General features: G+C 68.4%; 19 protein-coding genes. 9 read left to right on the forward strand and 10 right to left on the reverse strand.

Features of this window, described 5'->3' with window-relative positions:
* Window positions 1-4: 4 nt before the first annotated feature.
* Entirely contained in the window at window positions 5-313 is a 309-nt protein-coding gene (locus tag FV217_RS23470) for a hypothetical protein (protein WP_238232313.1), read from the forward strand.
* Between the two features lie 114 nt (window positions 314-427).
* Window positions 428-1,432, forward strand: a complete 1,005-nt coding sequence (locus FV217_RS15110) for an LLM class flavin-dependent oxidoreductase (RefSeq protein WP_147818019.1) — start codon at window positions 428-430, stop codon at window positions 1,430-1,432.
* Between the two features lie 58 nt (window positions 1,433-1,490).
* On the opposite strand, the gene FV217_RS15115 is transcribed toward FV217_RS15110, so the two are convergent.
* Entirely contained in the window at window positions 1,491-1,979 is a 489-nt protein-coding gene (locus FV217_RS15115; protein WP_246682836.1) for a BA14K family protein, read from the reverse strand.
* Window positions 1,980-2,385: 406 nt separating this feature from the next.
* Between FV217_RS15115 and FV217_RS15120 the strand changes: the two genes are divergently transcribed.
* The 4 genes from FV217_RS15120 (at window position 2,386) to FV217_RS15135 (ending at window position 5,951) form a co-directional block, all read left to right on the forward strand.
* Window positions 2,386-3,090 (forward strand): Crp/Fnr family transcriptional regulator, encoded by a 705-nt coding sequence (locus FV217_RS15120; RefSeq protein ID WP_147818002.1) that lies wholly within the window; start codon window positions 2,386-2,388, stop codon window positions 3,088-3,090.
* A gap of 85 nt (window positions 3,091-3,175) precedes the next feature.
* The gene (locus FV217_RS15125) at window positions 3,176-4,264 is read left to right on the forward strand and encodes an ABC transporter ATP-binding protein (RefSeq protein ID WP_238232368.1); all 1,089 of its coding nucleotides are present in this window, start codon (window positions 3,176-3,178) and stop codon (window positions 4,262-4,264) included.
* Complete coding sequence (locus FV217_RS15130) at window positions 4,261-5,172, forward strand: ABC transporter permease subunit (protein WP_147818003.1); 912 nt, start codon at window positions 4,261-4,263, stop codon at window positions 5,170-5,172. Before FV217_RS15125 ends, FV217_RS15130 begins: the two co-directional genes overlap by 4 nt.
* Complete coding sequence (locus tag FV217_RS15135; protein WP_147818004.1) at window positions 5,169-5,951, forward strand: ABC transporter permease subunit; 783 nt, start codon at window positions 5,169-5,171, stop codon at window positions 5,949-5,951. The genes FV217_RS15130 and FV217_RS15135 overlap by 4 nt, the downstream gene beginning before the upstream one ends.
* 131 nt (window positions 5,952-6,082) lie before the next feature.
* On the opposite strand, the gene FV217_RS15140 is transcribed toward FV217_RS15135, so the two are convergent.
* The 6 genes from FV217_RS15140 to FV217_RS15165 form a co-directional block, all read right to left on the reverse strand.
* Complete coding sequence (locus FV217_RS15140) at window positions 6,083-6,235, reverse strand: DUF3309 family protein (protein WP_147818005.1); 153 nt, start codon at window positions 6,233-6,235, stop codon at window positions 6,083-6,085.
* A 97-nt stretch (window positions 6,236-6,332) separates the two neighbouring features.
* Window positions 6,333-7,382, reverse strand: a complete 1,050-nt coding sequence (locus FV217_RS15145; RefSeq protein ID WP_147818006.1) for a cysteine synthase A — start codon at window positions 7,380-7,382, stop codon at window positions 6,333-6,335.
* A gap of 83 nt (window positions 7,383-7,465) precedes the next feature.
* On the reverse strand, window positions 7,466-8,425 hold the full coding sequence (locus tag FV217_RS15150; RefSeq protein WP_147818007.1) for an NAD-dependent epimerase/dehydratase family protein: 960 nt from the start codon (window positions 8,423-8,425) through the stop codon (window positions 7,466-7,468).
* A gap of 268 nt (window positions 8,426-8,693) precedes the next feature.
* Entirely contained in the window at window positions 8,694-9,677 is a 984-nt protein-coding gene (gmd, locus tag FV217_RS15155; protein WP_147818008.1) for a GDP-mannose 4,6-dehydratase, read from the reverse strand.
* A gap of 365 nt (window positions 9,678-10,042) precedes the next feature.
* Complete coding sequence (locus tag FV217_RS15160) at window positions 10,043-10,255, reverse strand: hypothetical protein (protein WP_147818009.1); 213 nt, start codon at window positions 10,253-10,255, stop codon at window positions 10,043-10,045.
* Between the two features lie 641 nt (window positions 10,256-10,896).
* A complete protein-coding gene (locus tag FV217_RS15165) occupies window positions 10,897-11,076 on the reverse strand; it encodes a hypothetical protein (protein WP_147818022.1) in 180 nt (59 codons plus the stop codon).
* A 275-nt stretch (window positions 11,077-11,351) separates the two neighbouring features.
* On the opposite strand from FV217_RS15165, the gene FV217_RS15170 reads away from it, so the two are divergent.
* The 3 genes from FV217_RS15170 to FV217_RS15185 all read left to right on the forward strand — a co-directional run bounded on the left by FV217_RS15170 (window position 11,352) and on the right by FV217_RS15185 (window position 14,465).
* Window positions 11,352-11,546 (forward strand): hypothetical protein, encoded by a 195-nt coding sequence (locus FV217_RS15170; RefSeq protein WP_147818010.1) that lies wholly within the window; start codon window positions 11,352-11,354, stop codon window positions 11,544-11,546.
* 537 nt (window positions 11,547-12,083) lie between these two features.
* Window positions 12,084-12,977, forward strand: coding sequence for a porin family protein (locus FV217_RS15180; protein WP_147818012.1), 894 nt, complete (start codon window positions 12,084-12,086; stop codon window positions 12,975-12,977).
* Between the two features lie 222 nt (window positions 12,978-13,199).
* Entirely contained in the window at window positions 13,200-14,465 is a 1,266-nt protein-coding gene (locus FV217_RS15185) for a hemolysin family protein (RefSeq protein WP_147818013.1), read from the forward strand.
* Window positions 14,466-14,471: 6 nt separating this feature from the next.
* Here FV217_RS15185 and FV217_RS15190 read toward each other — a convergent pair whose 3' ends face one another.
* The 3 genes from FV217_RS15190 to FV217_RS15200 all read right to left on the reverse strand — a co-directional run.
* On the reverse strand, window positions 14,472-14,948 hold the full coding sequence (locus tag FV217_RS15190; protein WP_210245142.1) for a type II toxin-antitoxin system YhaV family toxin: 477 nt from the start codon (window positions 14,946-14,948) through the stop codon (window positions 14,472-14,474).
* Window positions 14,949-14,954: 6 nt separating this feature from the next.
* Entirely contained in the window at window positions 14,955-15,281 is a 327-nt protein-coding gene (locus FV217_RS15195) for a type II toxin-antitoxin system PrlF family antitoxin (RefSeq protein ID WP_147818015.1), read from the reverse strand.
* Between the two features lie 103 nt (window positions 15,282-15,384).
* Window positions 15,385-16,322, reverse strand: a 938-nt coding sequence (locus FV217_RS15200) for a DUF2778 domain-containing protein (protein ID WP_147818016.1), incomplete at its 5' end; no start/stop codon positions are given.

The raw sequence follows: 16,322 nt of genomic DNA on the forward strand, positions 1-16,322 counted from the left end.
CATCATGCAGACTGCGGACCTGTGGACAACCGGAAACGGGCTCGGCGATGGCTTCCAGCCGGGACGATCGGCCGCCCGGCGCGGGCCGACCCGCCCGCCGGCGGATCTCGCGCGTCGGCTGGGCGCACGCTCCGTGCATTTCGACCTGCTGGAGCGGGAGAGCAGCAGCTGGGGATGGGCCCTGCGCAACGCCTATGGCGAGGAAGTCGCCCAGTCGCATGTCGACTATCCGAGCCGCGTCCAGGCTTCCGCCGCCGCCGTGGCGTTCTCCCGCCTCGTCGCCGAGGCCGGACGGCAGGTCGGCGGGCGATAGGCCCCGTCGATCGCTGGGACTTCCTTGCGAAGCGGCGTGAGGCGCACGATCTTCGGCGGTGAGGGAGCGTTATGGCCGCATCGCGTGCGGCCCGAAGGTGATGACGTGCGCACCATGCCTCCGCTCTCGATCCTCGATCTCGCCTTCGTGCCCGAAGGTTTTGGGCCGGCCGACGCCCTACGCAACAGCCTCGATCTGGCGCGCCATGCCGAGCGGCTCGGTTACACGAGGTTCTGGCTCGCCGAGCACCACAACATGATCGGCATCGCCAGCGCGGCGACGGCGGTGGTGATAGGCCATGTCGCGGCCGGCACGCGTACGATCCGGGTCGGGGCCGGCGGCATCATGCTGCCGAACCACTCGCCCCTCGTCATCGCCGAGCAGTTCGGCACGCTCGAGACGCTTCATCCCGGCCGGATCGACCTCGGACTTGGGCGGGCTCCCGGCACCGACCAGCCGACGATGCGCGCGCTCCGCCGCTCGTCGAGTGGGGCCGACACCTTTCCGCAGGACGTGATCGAGTTGCAGGCGCTGCTCGGGCCGGCGCGGCCGGACCAAGCCATCCAGGCGGTACCCGGCACCGGCACCAACGTGCCGCTCTGGATTCTTGGATCGAGCCTGTACGGCGCGCAGCTCGCCGCCGCCCTGGGGCTGCCCTACGCCTTCGCCTCGCATTTCGCGCCCGATGCGCTGCTGCCGGCGCTCGACGCCTACCGCTCGGGCTTCCGCCCCTCCGAGCAGCTGCAGCGCCCTCATGCGATGGTCGGCGTCAACGTCGTCGCGGCGGAAACGGATAGCGCGGCGCGCCGCCTGTTCACCTCGGCCCAGCAGCAATTCACCAACCTGATCCGCGGTACGCGCGGCCTGCTCCGGCCGCCGGTCGACGATATTGAGGCGTATTGGTCGCCGACCGAGAAACTGCACGCCTCGCGGATGTTGTCGCGCGCCCTGGTCGGCTCGCCGGAAACGATCCGCTTCGGCCTCGATCGCCTGATCGCCGAGACGGGCGCCGACGAATTCATGGTCGCCTCCGCCATCCACGATCACGGTGCCCGGCTTCGGTCCTACGAGATCCTGTCGGAGGTCCACGGCGGCGAGGCGCTGCGGCACGTCGCCTGACAAAAGCCCCGCACGTGTGTGCGGGGCTCGATCTTCAAGCGATCTGGGTGATCGGCGACTACGGGCAGGCGTGCCGTGCGCCTTCGTTGCCGAGATAGGTGCCCGACGCCGGGTCGTAGGAGCGGAAGCGCTGCTGGCAATAGGCGACCGCGTCGCCGCCCGGGGCACCGTAGACCGGGGCTGGCGCCGCCTGCGACGCGATCGCACCGCCGATCAGGGCGCCTGCCGCAAGCCCGCCGAGGACCGCTGCTCCGCCACCGATGCCACCACGGCGGCCGTAGCCATAGCCTCGGCCATAGCCGCCGCGCCCGGCAAAACCGCGGTTGCGGAACCCGCGCCCGCCGCCGAAGCCGCGTCCCGCGAAGCCGCCACGACCCCCGCGAAATCTGCGGCCCTGCATATAGGCCGTCTCGGCCCCGCTCTGCTTGAGTTGCGTCAGGAGCGATCCAACCCCCTGTCCGGCCTCTTGCGCGGAGGCGGGCGCTGCCAGCATCGCGGCGGACCCGATCATGCCGGCGACGAACAACGGCTTCAACATACGAAACATCGACAAAACTCTTCTTCGAACGACGGCCTGACCGTCAACACGACCCGAAGGTATCTGCGGCGAACGAATGGTGAGGGCCTTGTTTCGAAAGGATTTTCTGGAGTTTGTTTCATGGTCTGCGCGGGATTGCCGAGCCGGCTCGCCCGTAACCGACTCGTCGATGGATCGCGCGACGCCGCACCCGCGCGGCCTCGCGGAACTATTGGCGAACGATCTCCGCCGACGACGCCTTGACCCTGCCCCAGCGGAGCGCCACGATCACGGAGGCCCTCAGGCCGACGACGCCCGCGTGATCGGAGGCGTCGGGCCGCATGCGGTGCCTGAGGTCGCCGTCGCAGCGACTTCGCGGATCTTTCCCCCGCTCGATCGTGCTACGGCGGTGCGGCGTCGGGGCGGGGGGTGAGCAGTGTCGAGTGGCCGGCTGGCGAGTATTCCGTTCTTCAAGGAACCGGAGATCGATCTCGCACCCTACGAGACCCGCTGCCACTGGCGCCGGTTCGACGAGAACGAGGTGCTGGTCGACTTCGACGACATCTCGACCGACGTCTATTTTCTCGCCACCGGCGAAGTGCGCATCCTCAACCGGACCCAGTCCGGCAAGGAGGTGATTCTCGGTGAGATGCGTGCGGGCGCCTTCTTCGGCGAACTCGCGGCGATCGACGGCATCGGCCGCTCGGCCAACGTCACGGCGCTGACCCGCGGGGAGGTCTGCGTGGTGCCGGCCGCGGTGTTTCGCCAGATGGTCTCCGCCTCCGAGATCATCGCCGACCGTCTCTTTCGGCTCCTCGCCAAGCGCGTGCGCGAGCTGAACACCCGCCTGATGGAGCACGCGCTGCTCGACCTGCGCCACCGGCTCTATTCGGAGCTGCTGCGCCTCTCGGTGCCGCGGGCCGGCCAGGGTGGCGATTCATCGAGCGAGCGCGTCGTCACCCCCCCGCCCTACCACCACGTGCTCGCCGCCCGCATCGGCTGCCGCCGCGAACAGGTGACCCGCGAGTTCACGGTGATGGCCGGCGAGGGCCTGATCGACCGCACCCGCGGCGCCCTCGTGCTGCGCCGGCCGGACCTGCTCGAGGCGCGGGTGGCGGAGGCGTTGCGGGAGGACGGGTAGCTCCGGTGTCGCCCGCGATGTCGCAGCGTCGGAATCGCCTATAGCTTGGCGGCACAAACTCGCCGATCGCAGCGCCACCTTGCCCATTCCAATTCCCCAAAGCCTCGAACCGCTGCTGCGCCTCGACGGCATCACGAAATCTTTTGGCGCGCATCGCGCCGTCGACACGGTCTCGCTCGATCTGGCTCAGGGCGAGTTCTTCTGTCTGCTCGGGCCTTCCGGCTGTGGGAAGAGCACCCTGCTGCGGCTGCTTGCCGGCTTCGAGACGCCGGATGCGGGCATGATCCGGCTCGGGGGCGAGGACCTTACCGGGCTGCCACCGCATCGGCGGCCGGTGAACATGATGTTCCAATCCTACGCGCTGTTTCCGCATATGAGCGTGGCTCAGAACCTTGCCTACGGGTTGCAGGGGCTCGGTTTGTCGCGGTCCGCCATCGCCGAACGGGTGGAGGGGCTCGTGCGGCTCGTGAAGCTCGAAGGCTTCGAGAGGCGCCGACCCGACAAGCTCTCCGGCGGGCAGCGTCAACGGGTGGCGCTGGCCCGGGCGCTCGCCCGCGAGCCGCGGCTGCTGCTTCTCGACGAACCACTGGGTGCCTTGGACCGCGCCTTGCGCGAAGAGACGCAAGGCGAGCTGCGGGCCCTGCAGCGCCGGCTCGGCACGGGCTTCGTCGTCGTCACGCACGATCCCGAAGAGGCGATGGCGCTCGCCGACCGCATCGGCGTGATGGATCGCGGCCGGCTCGTACAGGTCGGGCCGCCGCGCGAACTCTATGAACGCCCGGCGAGCCGCTTCGTCGCCGGGCTGTTGGGAGATGTGAACCTGATCGCCGGTCTTCTGGGTCTCGCCGATGGAGGGTTGCGAAGCGTGCACACGGAGCTTGGGCCGGTCCGCGCCCTCGCCTCGGAGGCGCTCGCCGGTGCGGGCCCGGGCGATCCGGTCGTCGTGGCTTTGCGGCCCGAACGGCTGCGGCTCGGAGTGGGCGACAATGCCCTCTCCGGCACACTCGTCGACACGGCCTATCTCGGCGACCGTGTGCGGCGGCGGATCCGCATGGCCGACGGCACCATTTTGTGCGCTAGCGCGAGCCTGCTGGACGAGGCGGGAGGTCCGGTCGTCGGCGACAGCGTCAGCCTGGGCTTCGCGCCGCAGGCCGGATGGGTGCTGCCGGCATGAGACGCGGCGGCCCCGTTCTCGGGCGCTGGCTGGTACGGGCACCGCCGGTCCTGTGGCTCGGCGTGTTCTTCCTCGTGCCTTTCGCGATCACGGTTAAGATCAGCCTGTCGACGCCCGTCACCGCGCAGCCGCCCTACCGGCCGGTGCTCGACTGGAGCGCCGGCATCGCGGGCTGGCGCGCGTTCTTCGAGGGACTCGAACTCACCAACTACGCGATGCTGGCGGCCGATTCCCTCTATTGGGAGGCGACGCTGTCCTCTCTGGCCTACGCGGCCGGGGCCACCGCGATCCTCGTTCTGATCGGCACGCCGATGGCGCTCGCGATGGCCCGGGCAAGCGCACGGACGCAGCCGCTTCTTGTGGCGCTGGTGGTGGTGCCGTTCTGGACGAGTTTTCTGATCCGGGTCTATGCCTGGATCGCGATCCTGAAGCCCGAGGGCCTGCTCAATGCGGCACTGCTCAAGTTCGGGCTCCTCGTGCAGCCGCTCGAGATCTTGAATACGCCGCTCGCGGTGATGATCGGGCTGACCTACGCCTACCTGCCCTTCCTGGTGCTGCCGCTCTATGCCGTGATGAGCCGGCTCGACACCGCCCTGCCGGAGGCTGCGGCTGATCTCGGCGCCTCTCGCAGCCGCATCTTTTTCTCCATTACGTTGCCGCTGGCGATGCCGGGGCTGGTGGCCGGGGCGCTGCTCTGCTTCATCCCGATGGTCGGCGAGTTCATCATCCCGGACCTGCTCGGCGGCTCCGAGACCCTGATGCTCGGCCGCATGCTTTGGATCGAGTTCTTCTCCAACCGGGACTGGCCGATCGCCTCGGCCGTGGCGGTGCTGCTGCTGATCCTCGTCGTCGGCCCCGTGGTGATCTTCCGCGGGGCGGAGGAGCAGCGGGAGGAGGCGCTGCGGTGACCGCGTTCAATCGCATCGCCCTCACGGCGGGGCTCGGCTTTCTCTACGCGCCGATCCTCGTGCTGATCGTCTACTCCTTCAACGACTCGCGCCTCGTGACCGTCTGGGGCGGGTTCTCGACGCGCTGGTACGGCGTGCTGTTCGGCGACGGCCCGCTGCTGGCCTCGGCCCTCGTCTCGCTGAAGGTCGCGACCCTGGCCGCGGCGATTGCCGTAGCCCTTGGGACTCTCGCTGCGCTGGCGCTCGACCGGCATGGGCGCTTCACCGGACGAAGCGTTTTCACCGGGCTGCTCTACGCGCCGATGGTGATGCCGGAGGTGATCACCGGACTGTCGCTGTTGCTGCTCTTCGTCGGCCTCGACGTTGAGCGTGGCATTCCCACCATCGTGATCGCCCACGCGACCTTCGGCACCGGCTTCGTCGCGGTGGTGGTCGGCGCGCGGCTGAAAGGATTCGACCGCTCGCTCGAAGAAGCCGCGGCCGATCTCGGGGCCAGCCCTGCACGGGTGTTTTTGACGGTGACCTTGCCGCTGATCGCCCCGTCACTCGCGGCGGGGTTCCTGCTCGCCTTCACACTATCGCTCGACGACCTCGTCATCGCGAGCTTCGTCTCGGGACCGGGCGCGACGACCCTGCCGATGCGGCTCTACAGCCAGGTGCGGCTTGGGGTGAACCCGGAGATCAACGCTGCCTCGACCCTGTTGATCGGCGCGGTCAGCCTCGTTGTGCTCGCCGCGTCCTGGCTCGGTGCACGTCGGGGCACGACGGAGACTGTCTGAACGCAGAACAGCCGCAGGACGAATCCGCGGCTGTTCTGTTTCGAAACGTCCTATCCCGATGAAGCGGTGACCGCTTCGTCGGAAAACACACAAAAATGCTTCACCTGAAACACGCGAAGCCGCGTGAAAAATCAGATGCGTCCGGTGAGCAGCAGCACGATCAGGACGATGATCAGGATGCCGCCGAGGCCGAAGCCGGCACCGCGATAATTGCCGCCGCCGAGGAAGTTGCCGCCGCCGAACAGAGCCAGAATCAGGATGATGAGAATGATGGTGGTAAGCATCGACGGGAACTCCGATACGCCCAAGCGTCGTCGCTTGAGCTAGACCGTTGCAACGCGGTGACGCGGCATTCCGTTCACGTGATTTTGCAAAGATTTGTCAGGACGTTGGGGATGGAGCCCGCCAATCCGGTAACGCACCTGTGTCCGCCCCCAGCCAATCCGGCGTCGGCAGGCCGCGTTCTCTCAAAAATTCGGGGTTGAACAGCTTCGAGGCGTAGCGCGCCGCGCCGTCGCAGAGGATGGTCACGATGGTGTGGCCCGGGCCGAGATGGCGCGCCAGACGGATCGCGCCGGCGACGTTGATGCCCGAGGACCCCCCGAGGCTGAGCCCTTCCTCCCGCATCAGCTGGAAGACGATTGCGACCGCCTCGGTGTCGGGGATTCGGAACGAGACGTCGGGCGTGAAGCCTTCGAGGTTCTTCGTAATCCGGCCCTGGCCGATGCCTTCCGTGATGGACGAACCTTCGGCCTTGAGCGTGCCGGTGGTGTAGTGCGCGTGGAGCGCCGAACCCTCGGGATCGGACAGGGCGATCGTCACGCCGGGCTTTCTCGCCCGCAACGCCTCGGCGACGCCGGCGAGCGTACCGCCGGTGCCGGCCGCACAGACGAAGCCATCGACCGTTCCACCCGTCTGATCGAAGATTTCCGGGCCGGTCGTATCTACATGCGCCTGCCTGTTGGCGGTGTTGTCGAACTGATCGGCGAAGAAGGCGCCGGCCGGCTCGCTCGCAGCCAGCTTGTCCGCAAGGCGCCGTGCGGCATGGACGTAATTGTTCGGGTTGGCGAAGGCCACGGCCGGCACCTCGACGAGGCGTGCACCGGCGAGGCGCAGCGTCGCCTTCTTCTCGGCCGACTGGGTCTCCGGGATGACGATGACGGTGCGGTAACCGCGCACCGCCGCCACGAGCGCCAGCCCGATCCCGGTATTGCCGGCCGTGCCCTCGACGATGGTGCCGCCGGGCCGGATCAGCCCCTTCTCCTCGGCATCCCGCACGATCGAGAGCGCCGCCCGGTCCTTTACGGAGAGGCCGGGATTGAGGAATTCGGCCTTGCCGAGAATGGTGCATCCGGTCTCGTCCGAGGCACGGGCGAGCCTGATCAGCGGGGTTCCGCCGATCGCGGCGAGGATGTCGGATTTCGTCTGCATGGCCGCAGATTTAAGCGGGGCCGGAGCGCTTGGCGAGAGAAGGGTTTTTTCTATGCCGTGGCCGCGGGAGATGAAGCCGCTCCTCAACCGATAGCACTGCGGGCCGCGGCGAGGACGTCGGACAGCGTCTTGGCCCAATCGATCGACGGTGCCCAGCCGATGGCGGCGTGGAGGCGGCCGGCATCGCCGATGGCGATCGGGATTTCGGAGGGGCGCATCCGGTCCGGGGCTTGCGCGACGGTGAAGGGCCGTAGCGCCAGCGCTCTCAGATCGTTCAGAATGCTCTCGATGGAGCGTGGCTGGCCGGAGCAGATGTTGAGGATCGTGCCGCTCGGGAGATTTTCGGCTGAGGCGATCAGATCGACATAGGCTCGGGCCACGTCGGCGACGTCGAGGAAATCGCGCTGCGCGGTAAGGTTGCCGACCTCCAGGCGCGGCGGGGACAATCCGGCCTCGATCCGGGCGATCTGCCCGGCGAAGCTCGGCACGACGAAGCGCTCGTCCTGGCCGGGGCCGGTATGGTTGAACGGCCGCAGGATCACCAGCCGCACGTCCGTGGGTGCGAGGATGTCGAGAAGCATCTGCTCGCCGATCCATTTCGAGCGGGCATAGCTCCCGGCAGGCTCCGGCAAGACGGTCTCGTCGGTGGAGCGCCCCGAGAGAAAGGCGCGGCCGTAGACCTCCCCCGAACTGACGAAGAACAGGTTGGCGTTCGAGGCTTCCTTCAGAACGACGTCGACCAGATTGAACAGGCCGCCGACATTCGCCCGCCAAGCCGAGAGCGGATCGGCCGCCGATTGCTGCACGGCCGAGATCGCGGCGAGATGCAGGATGTCGGTGGGCCGGAACGCGGCAAGGCACTGCGCCAGCGCATCGGCATCCAGCAGGTCGACCTGCCGGTACTCGACGCCGTCGAGCGGATGAGCAAGCGCGCTCCGGCCAAGGCCGAGGATGGCGTCACCGGCCCCGAACCGGCCGCGCAGGGCCGTGACGACGTGGCGACCGACGAAGCCGGCCGCCCCCGTGACGAGTATCCGTCTCATACGCTGCTCGGCTCGCTCAGAACCCGTTACCCCGGCCTCCATGCTTTCTAGCGCCAAACCACGCCGTTTTTGGTGAACACGGCAAAACTTCCACCGAGATAACGGTGCAGGCGGGTCTGAGGACAGGACATCGGCTCATAGGGATGAGGTCCTGATCCGAGCCGGCACCGGCCGAGCGTCGCGCAGACCCCACTGGGCTGAGCGGGACCGCGCACGCCGGCACGCAGCCCGAACAGTGGCCGACGGGCCGTCTCGATTCGACCGGCGATCAGACCCTGGGCTTCAAGCGGGCGAGATCGGCATCGACCATCTCGCGGATCATCTCTTCGAGCGAGATCTCGGCCTTCCAGCCGAAGGCCTTCTCCGCCTTGGCGGGGTTGCCGAGCAGCACCTCGACCTCGGCCGGCCGGAACAGCTTCTCGTCGATGATGAGGTGGGCGGCCGAGTCGAGGCCGACATGCCGGAACGCGATCTCGCACATGTCGCGCACCGTGGTGGTGCGGCCGGTGGCGATGACGAAGTCGTCCGGTGTCTCCTGCTGCAGCATCATCCACATGGCCCGGACGTAGTCCTTGGCGTGGCCCCAATCGCGCTTGGCGTCGATGTTGCCGAGCCGCAGCTCGCTGGCGAGGCCGAGCTTGATCCGGGCGACGCCGTCCGTGACCTTGCGGGTGACGAATTCGACGCCGCGCAGCGGGCTCTCGTGGTTGAACAGGATGCCGTTCGAGGCGTGCAGCTTGAAGCTCTCGCGGTAGTTGATGGTCATCCAGTGGGCGTAGAGCTTGGCCACACCGTAGGGCGAGCGTGGGTAGAACGGCGTCGCCTCGCTCTGGACCTGCTCCTGGATCAGGCCGAACATCTCCGAGGAGGAGGCCTGGTAGTAGCGCGCATCGGGCTTCAGCGTGCGCACGCATTCGAGCAGGTTGACGGCGCCGAGGCCGGTGATCTGGCCCGTCAGGATCGGCTGCTGCCAGGAGGCGGTGACGAAGGACTGCGCCGCGAGGTTGTAGACCTCGTCGGGCTGGACCAGCTGCACGATGCGGGCGAGGCTCGACAGGTCAAGCAGGTTGCCGTCATGGAGCTCGACGTCGTTCTCGATGCCGAGCCATTTCAGCCGGTGGTCGAACACACCCGCATGGCTCGAGCGGCGCACCACGCCGTGCACCTCGTAGCCCTTGCCCAGGAGCAGTTGCGCCAGATAGGCGCCGTCCTGCCCCGTGATGCCTGTGATCAACGCACGCTTGCCAGTCATGAAGCACTCTATGCTTGTCGCAAATGCAGTATCTGCCTATAATCTGATTGTATTATAGACGTAATACATCCGGAACGGTGTCCTTCGGATCAAGAAAACTCGATCCAGTGGGCGAATGAAAACCGAATATTTCGATCTTCATGGAATATTCTCAAGTCGTCGGTCTGTCGTCCAATCCGAGGCAGTAGCCGGGAGTGGCGATCCACCCTCGTAGCCGCCCGCGATCACTGCCGACAGACCGGCCGTTGCGTCACCCGGCCTTCGGGTACGTGCGGGCCGCTATAGCCAGTCTCCCCGATCGGTCAACCATCGCGCAAGGCCGGGACCGGCCGGCCGGCGGGATCCGAGAAGGACGGGCGTCCGGGTCACGAATCCAGGTAGCCGGTCCTGCGAAGCGCTGCGGCAACCGCCTCGAAATACGGCTCGCCCACCGAGAGCTGGTCGGGAGAGGCCGGCCCGTCGGATTGGGAGACGGGCTCCGCGTCGACCTCCGAGCTGGAGCTTTTCACCACGAGCCCGGACGCGCCGAGGCCGAAGAACCCGGCGGCTGCCAGGATCGTATCGCTTGCCGTGATCATCGCCGACAGCCCTCGCGGCGCGCCATGGCCGCTGCGGACAACCGTTAACCCAATTGCAACCGATTTGCGGCGAATCGGTCCGCGGCAGCGAGAATTTGCAGTCTCGGCAAGTGTTCGGGCGCAAACGTGGCCTGTGCGGGACGGAAAGCGTTGCCGTGTTGCATCGCACTCGGTTCGGCTGCCGGTTTCCGGCGACGTGAGGCGGGAGCGTAGCAGCGGCGCGCGGCCCGAACCGCTACACAGCCCATCCCGAATCTCCGGATCAGGTTCCCGACATCCCCATGACGGTCATCGCTCTCGTGCTCGCCGGCAATCTTCTTCTCGCCGGGCTGTTCTCTCTCGTCGCCGTCGCCTTCGATTGAAGTCCTACTCGGCGAAACGGTGCCCGTTTCGCCGAAGGACGGCCGTGAACGAAGCAGGTTCTAGGGCCGGCTTCCGCTTCGAACAGATTTCGGGAAAGACATTTTCGGGTTTTCCGATGAGATCTTCTCGAAAACACGCAGTGAAGCCTCGGCCTGACGAGGCGCAGACCCGGTGCGGAGCCGGATAGACCGAAGAGGTCCGGACACCGTCCTGCGCAGAGGCCGAGGGGCGCCCGGTCCTGCCGGATCGCGGCGGACGGCCGGAATGTCCCTGAGGGATCAGCCCTTTGGGCCCTGCAGCTTGGCGAGCAGCGCTTCGAGGCGCTCGCTGACCGGCTCGGCGAGGGAGGCGGCGTAGTGGGAGCGCAGGCTCTTGCCGAGATGCCGGCGCACGGTGGCGCTCAAGGGGGGCGTGTCGGCGTGGTGCGGCCGCGTGTCGGTCCTCGGCTCGCTCTGGATCTTGGCCACGGAACCACTCCTCGCACGACGCGACCGGATGCGCCCTCGGTTCCACCCTGCGCCGCGAGGGTTAAGATCGCTTTTACGATCCATGATGGTGAACCGTTCACCTCGATGCGCATCCTGGGTGGCATCGTCCGATGCCGTGGGAATGCCGGGATGGACATCAGAGTCCCGAAATCATGCCTTCGTATGGAGGCCTCCCCGGGCGGTGCCGTCACTCCGGGTTCCCTCCCGCGAGCGGGCGCCTGACCCGCCCGGACGCGCCGCCGCCAATGGATCCGGCAAAGCTGCTGCGCGACCTTGCCGGCCTCAAGCGCCTGCTCGACGACCTCGACGCCTCCGCGGCGAAGGCGGCCGAGGCCGCTGCGCTGGCGACGCGGCGCGCCGAGATCGCCGTCGAGCGCCAGCTGCAGCAGCAATGCAGTGCGATCCGCCGGGCCATCCAGTCGCTTCCAGCCAGGCGATGACGGCGCGAGCGCCCTTTCGTACGATCGCCCTTGCGACCGGCGTCCACGCCCGTGTCGCTCCTCATGCCGTTTCCAGCCGATCGGTTCGGGTGCGCGCATCCCCTCGCCCCGCTTGCGGGGAGAGGGCCGCGACGACCTCGTCGTCGGCGCGGCGAGGCGGCAGCCGAAGGCGAGGGGGCTTCGTCGGGAAAGCTCCTTTCGGACCCCCCCTCACCTTCGCTTCGGCTTCGCCTGCAATTCCTTCATGGACGACAGGGTCCATGAAGGCCTCTCCCCACCCGAAGTCGGGCCTGCCCGACTTCGGCGCATGAAGCAGATCTCGGGCAGGCCCGAGATCTGTGCGGGGAGAGGGGATGCGCACAGCCCGCTTCGATCAACCGGAAACGGTCTCATACGGTTTCCGGCTGAAACGGCCGGTCCAGCCGGCCAGGAACCGTGTCGTCTCCTGCGGCCTTGCTTCGGAACAACCTGAAGACGGCTTGAATCGGCGGGCGTCGCGGTAAGCGCGCGTTAAGCACGCTTTGGCAAAGTGACGGCATGGTTGCGCTCCTCACAGTCCTGCATCGTACGGCCCGGCTCGGGCTGATCCCGGCCCTATGCGGGCTCGGCGCGGCGCAGGCCGCCGACCTGCCCCTGCGCTCGTCCCTGCCGCCGATGGAGCAGCTGCCGCCGCCCGCGCCGCCGCCGGTCTGGGGCGGGTTCTCTATCGGGGCCGATGCCGGCTACATCCGCACCGGCACACAGCACCTGAAGACCGTCGGCACCACGCCGGAGGAGCAGGCGCTGATCGATTTCGGCAATCTCGGCGCCGTGGCCCTGGCGGGCAGCTCCTACGTGCTGCGTGGCGGCCTCGGCTACGACCTGCAATTCACGCCGGGCTCCGGCTTCGTCGTCGGCCTCGCCACCGACGCGCTCTACACCAACATCCAGCGGACCCGCACCACCGGCTTCGGCTTCGGCGGAAGCGACTTCGCGATCGAGGCGCGCCAGACCCTCGATTTCCTCGGCACCGTGCGCGGCCGCCTCGGCTACGCCTTCGGCCCCGTGCTGCTCTACGGCACCGGCGGCTTCGCCTATGGCGGCATCGGCGTCTCGGGGCAGACGGGGGTGTCGAGCGTCCAGTATAGCGGCCTCTACGATGCCGGCCGCTACGGCGGCATCGATACCGGCTTCGTCTATGGCGGCGGCATCGAGATGATGGCGCCGGACGGCTTCGTGCCGGGCTTCGTCACCCCCGGGCGCCTCTCCTTCAAGGTCGAATACCTGCGCTACGACCTCGGGCGCCGCACCGTCCCGGTCAACGGCGTCGGGCCGGTCTACGGCCCCGGCGGCCTCATGCCCGCCGGCCACACGGCCGACGTCATCGCCCGCACGCAGGGCCAGCTCGTGACCGCCGGCCTCGCCTACCGGTTCTCCGGGTTGGGGTATTGAGGTCATTGGCCTTCGAGGCTTCGCCGCATAAGCGGCGGCGCGCATTCGCGCTTGCGACGGCCATCGATGGAAGACTCGCAGCCTGCGGCCGTCGGTATGACCCCTTCACGCCGCCTCGACATTCGGCTCTAAGCGCAGGCGTCGCCATACGGGCGGCGTGACGCCTCGGAGGGCGCGATTTTCGACGACGGCTGGTCTACGGCACTCGGGCTGCTCGCGGTCCTGGCGCTCGTTCTCGCCAACGGATTCTTCGTGGCGGCGGAGTTCTCCCTCGTCGCGGTGCGGCGCAGCCGGGTGGCCGAGCTCGTCAACGAGAAGCGGCTCAACGCCAAGGCGCTCCAGCACGCCACCGACAAGCTCGACGCGCATCTCGCCGCGACCCAGCTCGGCATCACGATTTCGTCCCTGGCGCTGGGCTGGGTCGGCGAACCGGCGCTGGCGCATCTCGTCGAGCCGGCCTTCGCCTGGCTGCCCGAAAAATTCGCCGGCATCGGTGCGCATACGCTCTCCGTCGCGATCGCTTTCGTGATCATCACCGCCCTGCACATCGTCCTCGGCGAGCTCGCCCCGAAGAGCCTCGCGCTCCAGCGTAGCGAGCGCACGGCGCTGGTGATCGTGCGGCCGCTCGGCCTGTTCCTGATGGTGTTTCGCCCCGCCATCATGTTCCTCAACGGGCTCGGCAACGGCGTCTTGAAGCTGATGGGCCTGCAGCCCGGCACCGGCGAGGAGAACCTGCCCTCCCCGGCCGAGCTGAGCCTGCTCGTCACCGCGAGCCACGATGCCGGGTTCCTGCACGAGGCGCAGGAGGACGCGGTGGCCCGCATCCTCGCCATCGGCGAGCGCCGCATCCGCGAGATCGTGACGCCGCGCGGCGAGGTCGACTGGGTCGACCTCGACGACAGCCCGGAGGAGATCGTCCGCGCCATCCGCGAGTGCCGCCACGAGCAGATCGTGGTCTCGCGCGCCTTCATCGACGACGTGGTCGGCGTGCTGCGCAAGCAGGACCTGCTCGACCAGCTCCTCGACGGCAAGGCGCCGGACGTGGCGGCGGCGATGCGCGAGCCCATCGTCGTGCACGAGGGCCTCGCCATCCTGAAGGTGCTGGAGGCGTTCCGCACCAAGCCGGTGCGCATGGCGATCGTCGTCGACGAGTACGGCAGCCTCGAGGGCATCGTCACCCAGACCGACCTGCTGGAGGCCATGGCCGGCGAGATCCCTGACCCCGGCGAGGAGCAGATGGTGGTCGAGCGCGCCGACGGCACGCTGCTCATCGACGGCATGATGCCGGCGGGCGAGGCCTTCGACCGGCTCGACTTCGCCGACAAGCCGCGCACCGACGACTTTTCGACGCTGGCCGGCTTCGTCATCGTCGAGCTCGGCCGCATCCCCACCGAGGGCGACGCCATCGAGACGCAGGGCTGGCGGCTGGAGGTGATCGACATGGACGGGCGCCGGATCGACAAGATCCTGGCGCAGCGGGTGCCGTAGCGAGACTCACCGGCGCTTCGGCGCCGCTATGTCCAGCCGCGCCGTCGCCGGCTTCGCGGAGGCCGCCTTCAGCAGGGCGGCCCAGTCGTCGGGCGGATCGCCCGCGTCGAGCATCTTGCGGAACACGCGGTAGGCGTCGGTCTTCGACCCGTAGGTGCGCAGGCTGTGCTCGTCGTTCACCCAGGCGAAGACGATGACCTTGCTTCGGCTGTCGTAGCGGAAGAACAGCCGGAACCGGCCGTTGCCGAACTTGGCGCGGAACCAGTGTTTTCGCGATGCGCCGAGGGTGTCGCCCTGCCGGTACTCGGTGCGGCTCGGGTCCTGCGGCACGATCTCGAAGATCAGCTTTTGCAGCATGGCGAGCAGCTTCGCGTTGGCGCTGCCCCCTGTTGGATCGGCGGCCTTCTCAACGGCGTCCGTCAGCCGCCCGAGCTGGTCGAGCAGCAGCGGGTGGGCGAAGAGCGTCCAGCCGTCGACGACGATCATCGCTCAGAGCGCCACGGGGCCGTCGAGCTCCTCGTCCAGGTCGACCGCGACCCCGGCGGTGAGCGCGACCACGCGCTCCAGGAGTCTCGCGGGAATCTGCGTGATGGCCTGCGGGTTGCGCGTCATGTCCTCGGCGAGGAAGGCCAGGAAGGCTTCGATGACCGGGTCCTGCGCGTCGGTCTCGACCCGGCTCAGGCTCACGCCGTGCTCGTCCACGACGTAGGCGATCTCTCCGCCGTAGCTGACGCCGAGCGCCTGGCGCACGGCCTTGGGCACCGTCGTCTGACCCTTCGCGGTGATCCTGCTGCGCTCCCGAAGACGAGTCGCCATCGCAACCTCCGACGCCCGATGTAAGGAATATTCCTTACTTCAGTGATGGGTGTGGAGGCAACGGCCTTCGGTCACGGAGATCGGCCGCCCGACTCCCAAAAAATCATTCTGCCGAGGCGCTTGCCCCAAAGATCCGGCTGGCGAAGCTCGGGGTGCGGTCGCCCTTCGACCCCGCCACCACGACGACGCGGCGGACCTCGCCGCTGAGATAGGCCTGCAGGAAGCGGGGGTAGTTGCGGAACGAGATGCAGCCGTTCGAGGCGCCGCTCGAGCCGAGCATGTAGGTGTGGGTGAGGAGCCCGTTGCGGTTGTAGATCGCGCCCGCGCCGCCGACCGGGTTCAGGCGCAGGGCCCGCACGCCGTGGAACAGCGCCTCGCGCTCGGTGAGATCGTAGGTGCCGGGCGGGGTCGAGCCGCGCATGCGCAGGTGGACGTTGTGCGGGTTGTCCATGCTCGGACCGAGGCCGGAATGGGCCTCCAGCACCTCGCCGCCCGGCAGCGTCACCCGGCCGGCGCTGATGTCGTAGACGGCGGTGCCGCCGCCGGCCTGAGGGGCGGTGGCGCGGCGCGGCGACATCCCGAGGCCCTGGGTGTCGACCCCGGCATAGGCCAGCGCCTGCGGCCGCTCGGCCTCGGGCTTGGCACCGAACACCGTGTCGAAGAAGGAGCGCTCGGCCTCGGCATTCTCCTGCGCGACGGCTCCTTGCGCCGCGATCCTGGCGCGCGGCGAGGCCGGCCGCTCGTCGAGCCGGGCGACGACGGAGGTGGTGCGCGCGGCCAGGAGGTCGGAGGGCCTCCGCACCGGCAGCGGCACGGTCTGCGGCGTGAGAGCCGGCATCAGGCGGGCGGTCTGCTGCACGACCTGCGGACGCGGCGTCGGCACCGGCTGGCGCGCGACCGTGTCTGCGACCAGGGCTGCGACGACGGCCGGTGGCGGAGCCGGCTCGAACGCCGCGTGCAGCGCCGCCACCGGGCGCAGCGTCAGCGTCCGCGCGCCGAGGGCGGGCGTCGGATCGAACAGCCAGGCGTCGCGTCCGGGGG

The sequence above is a fragment of the Methylobacterium sp. WL9 genome, assembly GCF_008040035.1.
Taxonomy (GTDB): domain Bacteria; phylum Pseudomonadota; class Alphaproteobacteria; order Rhizobiales; family Beijerinckiaceae; genus Methylobacterium; species Methylobacterium thuringiense.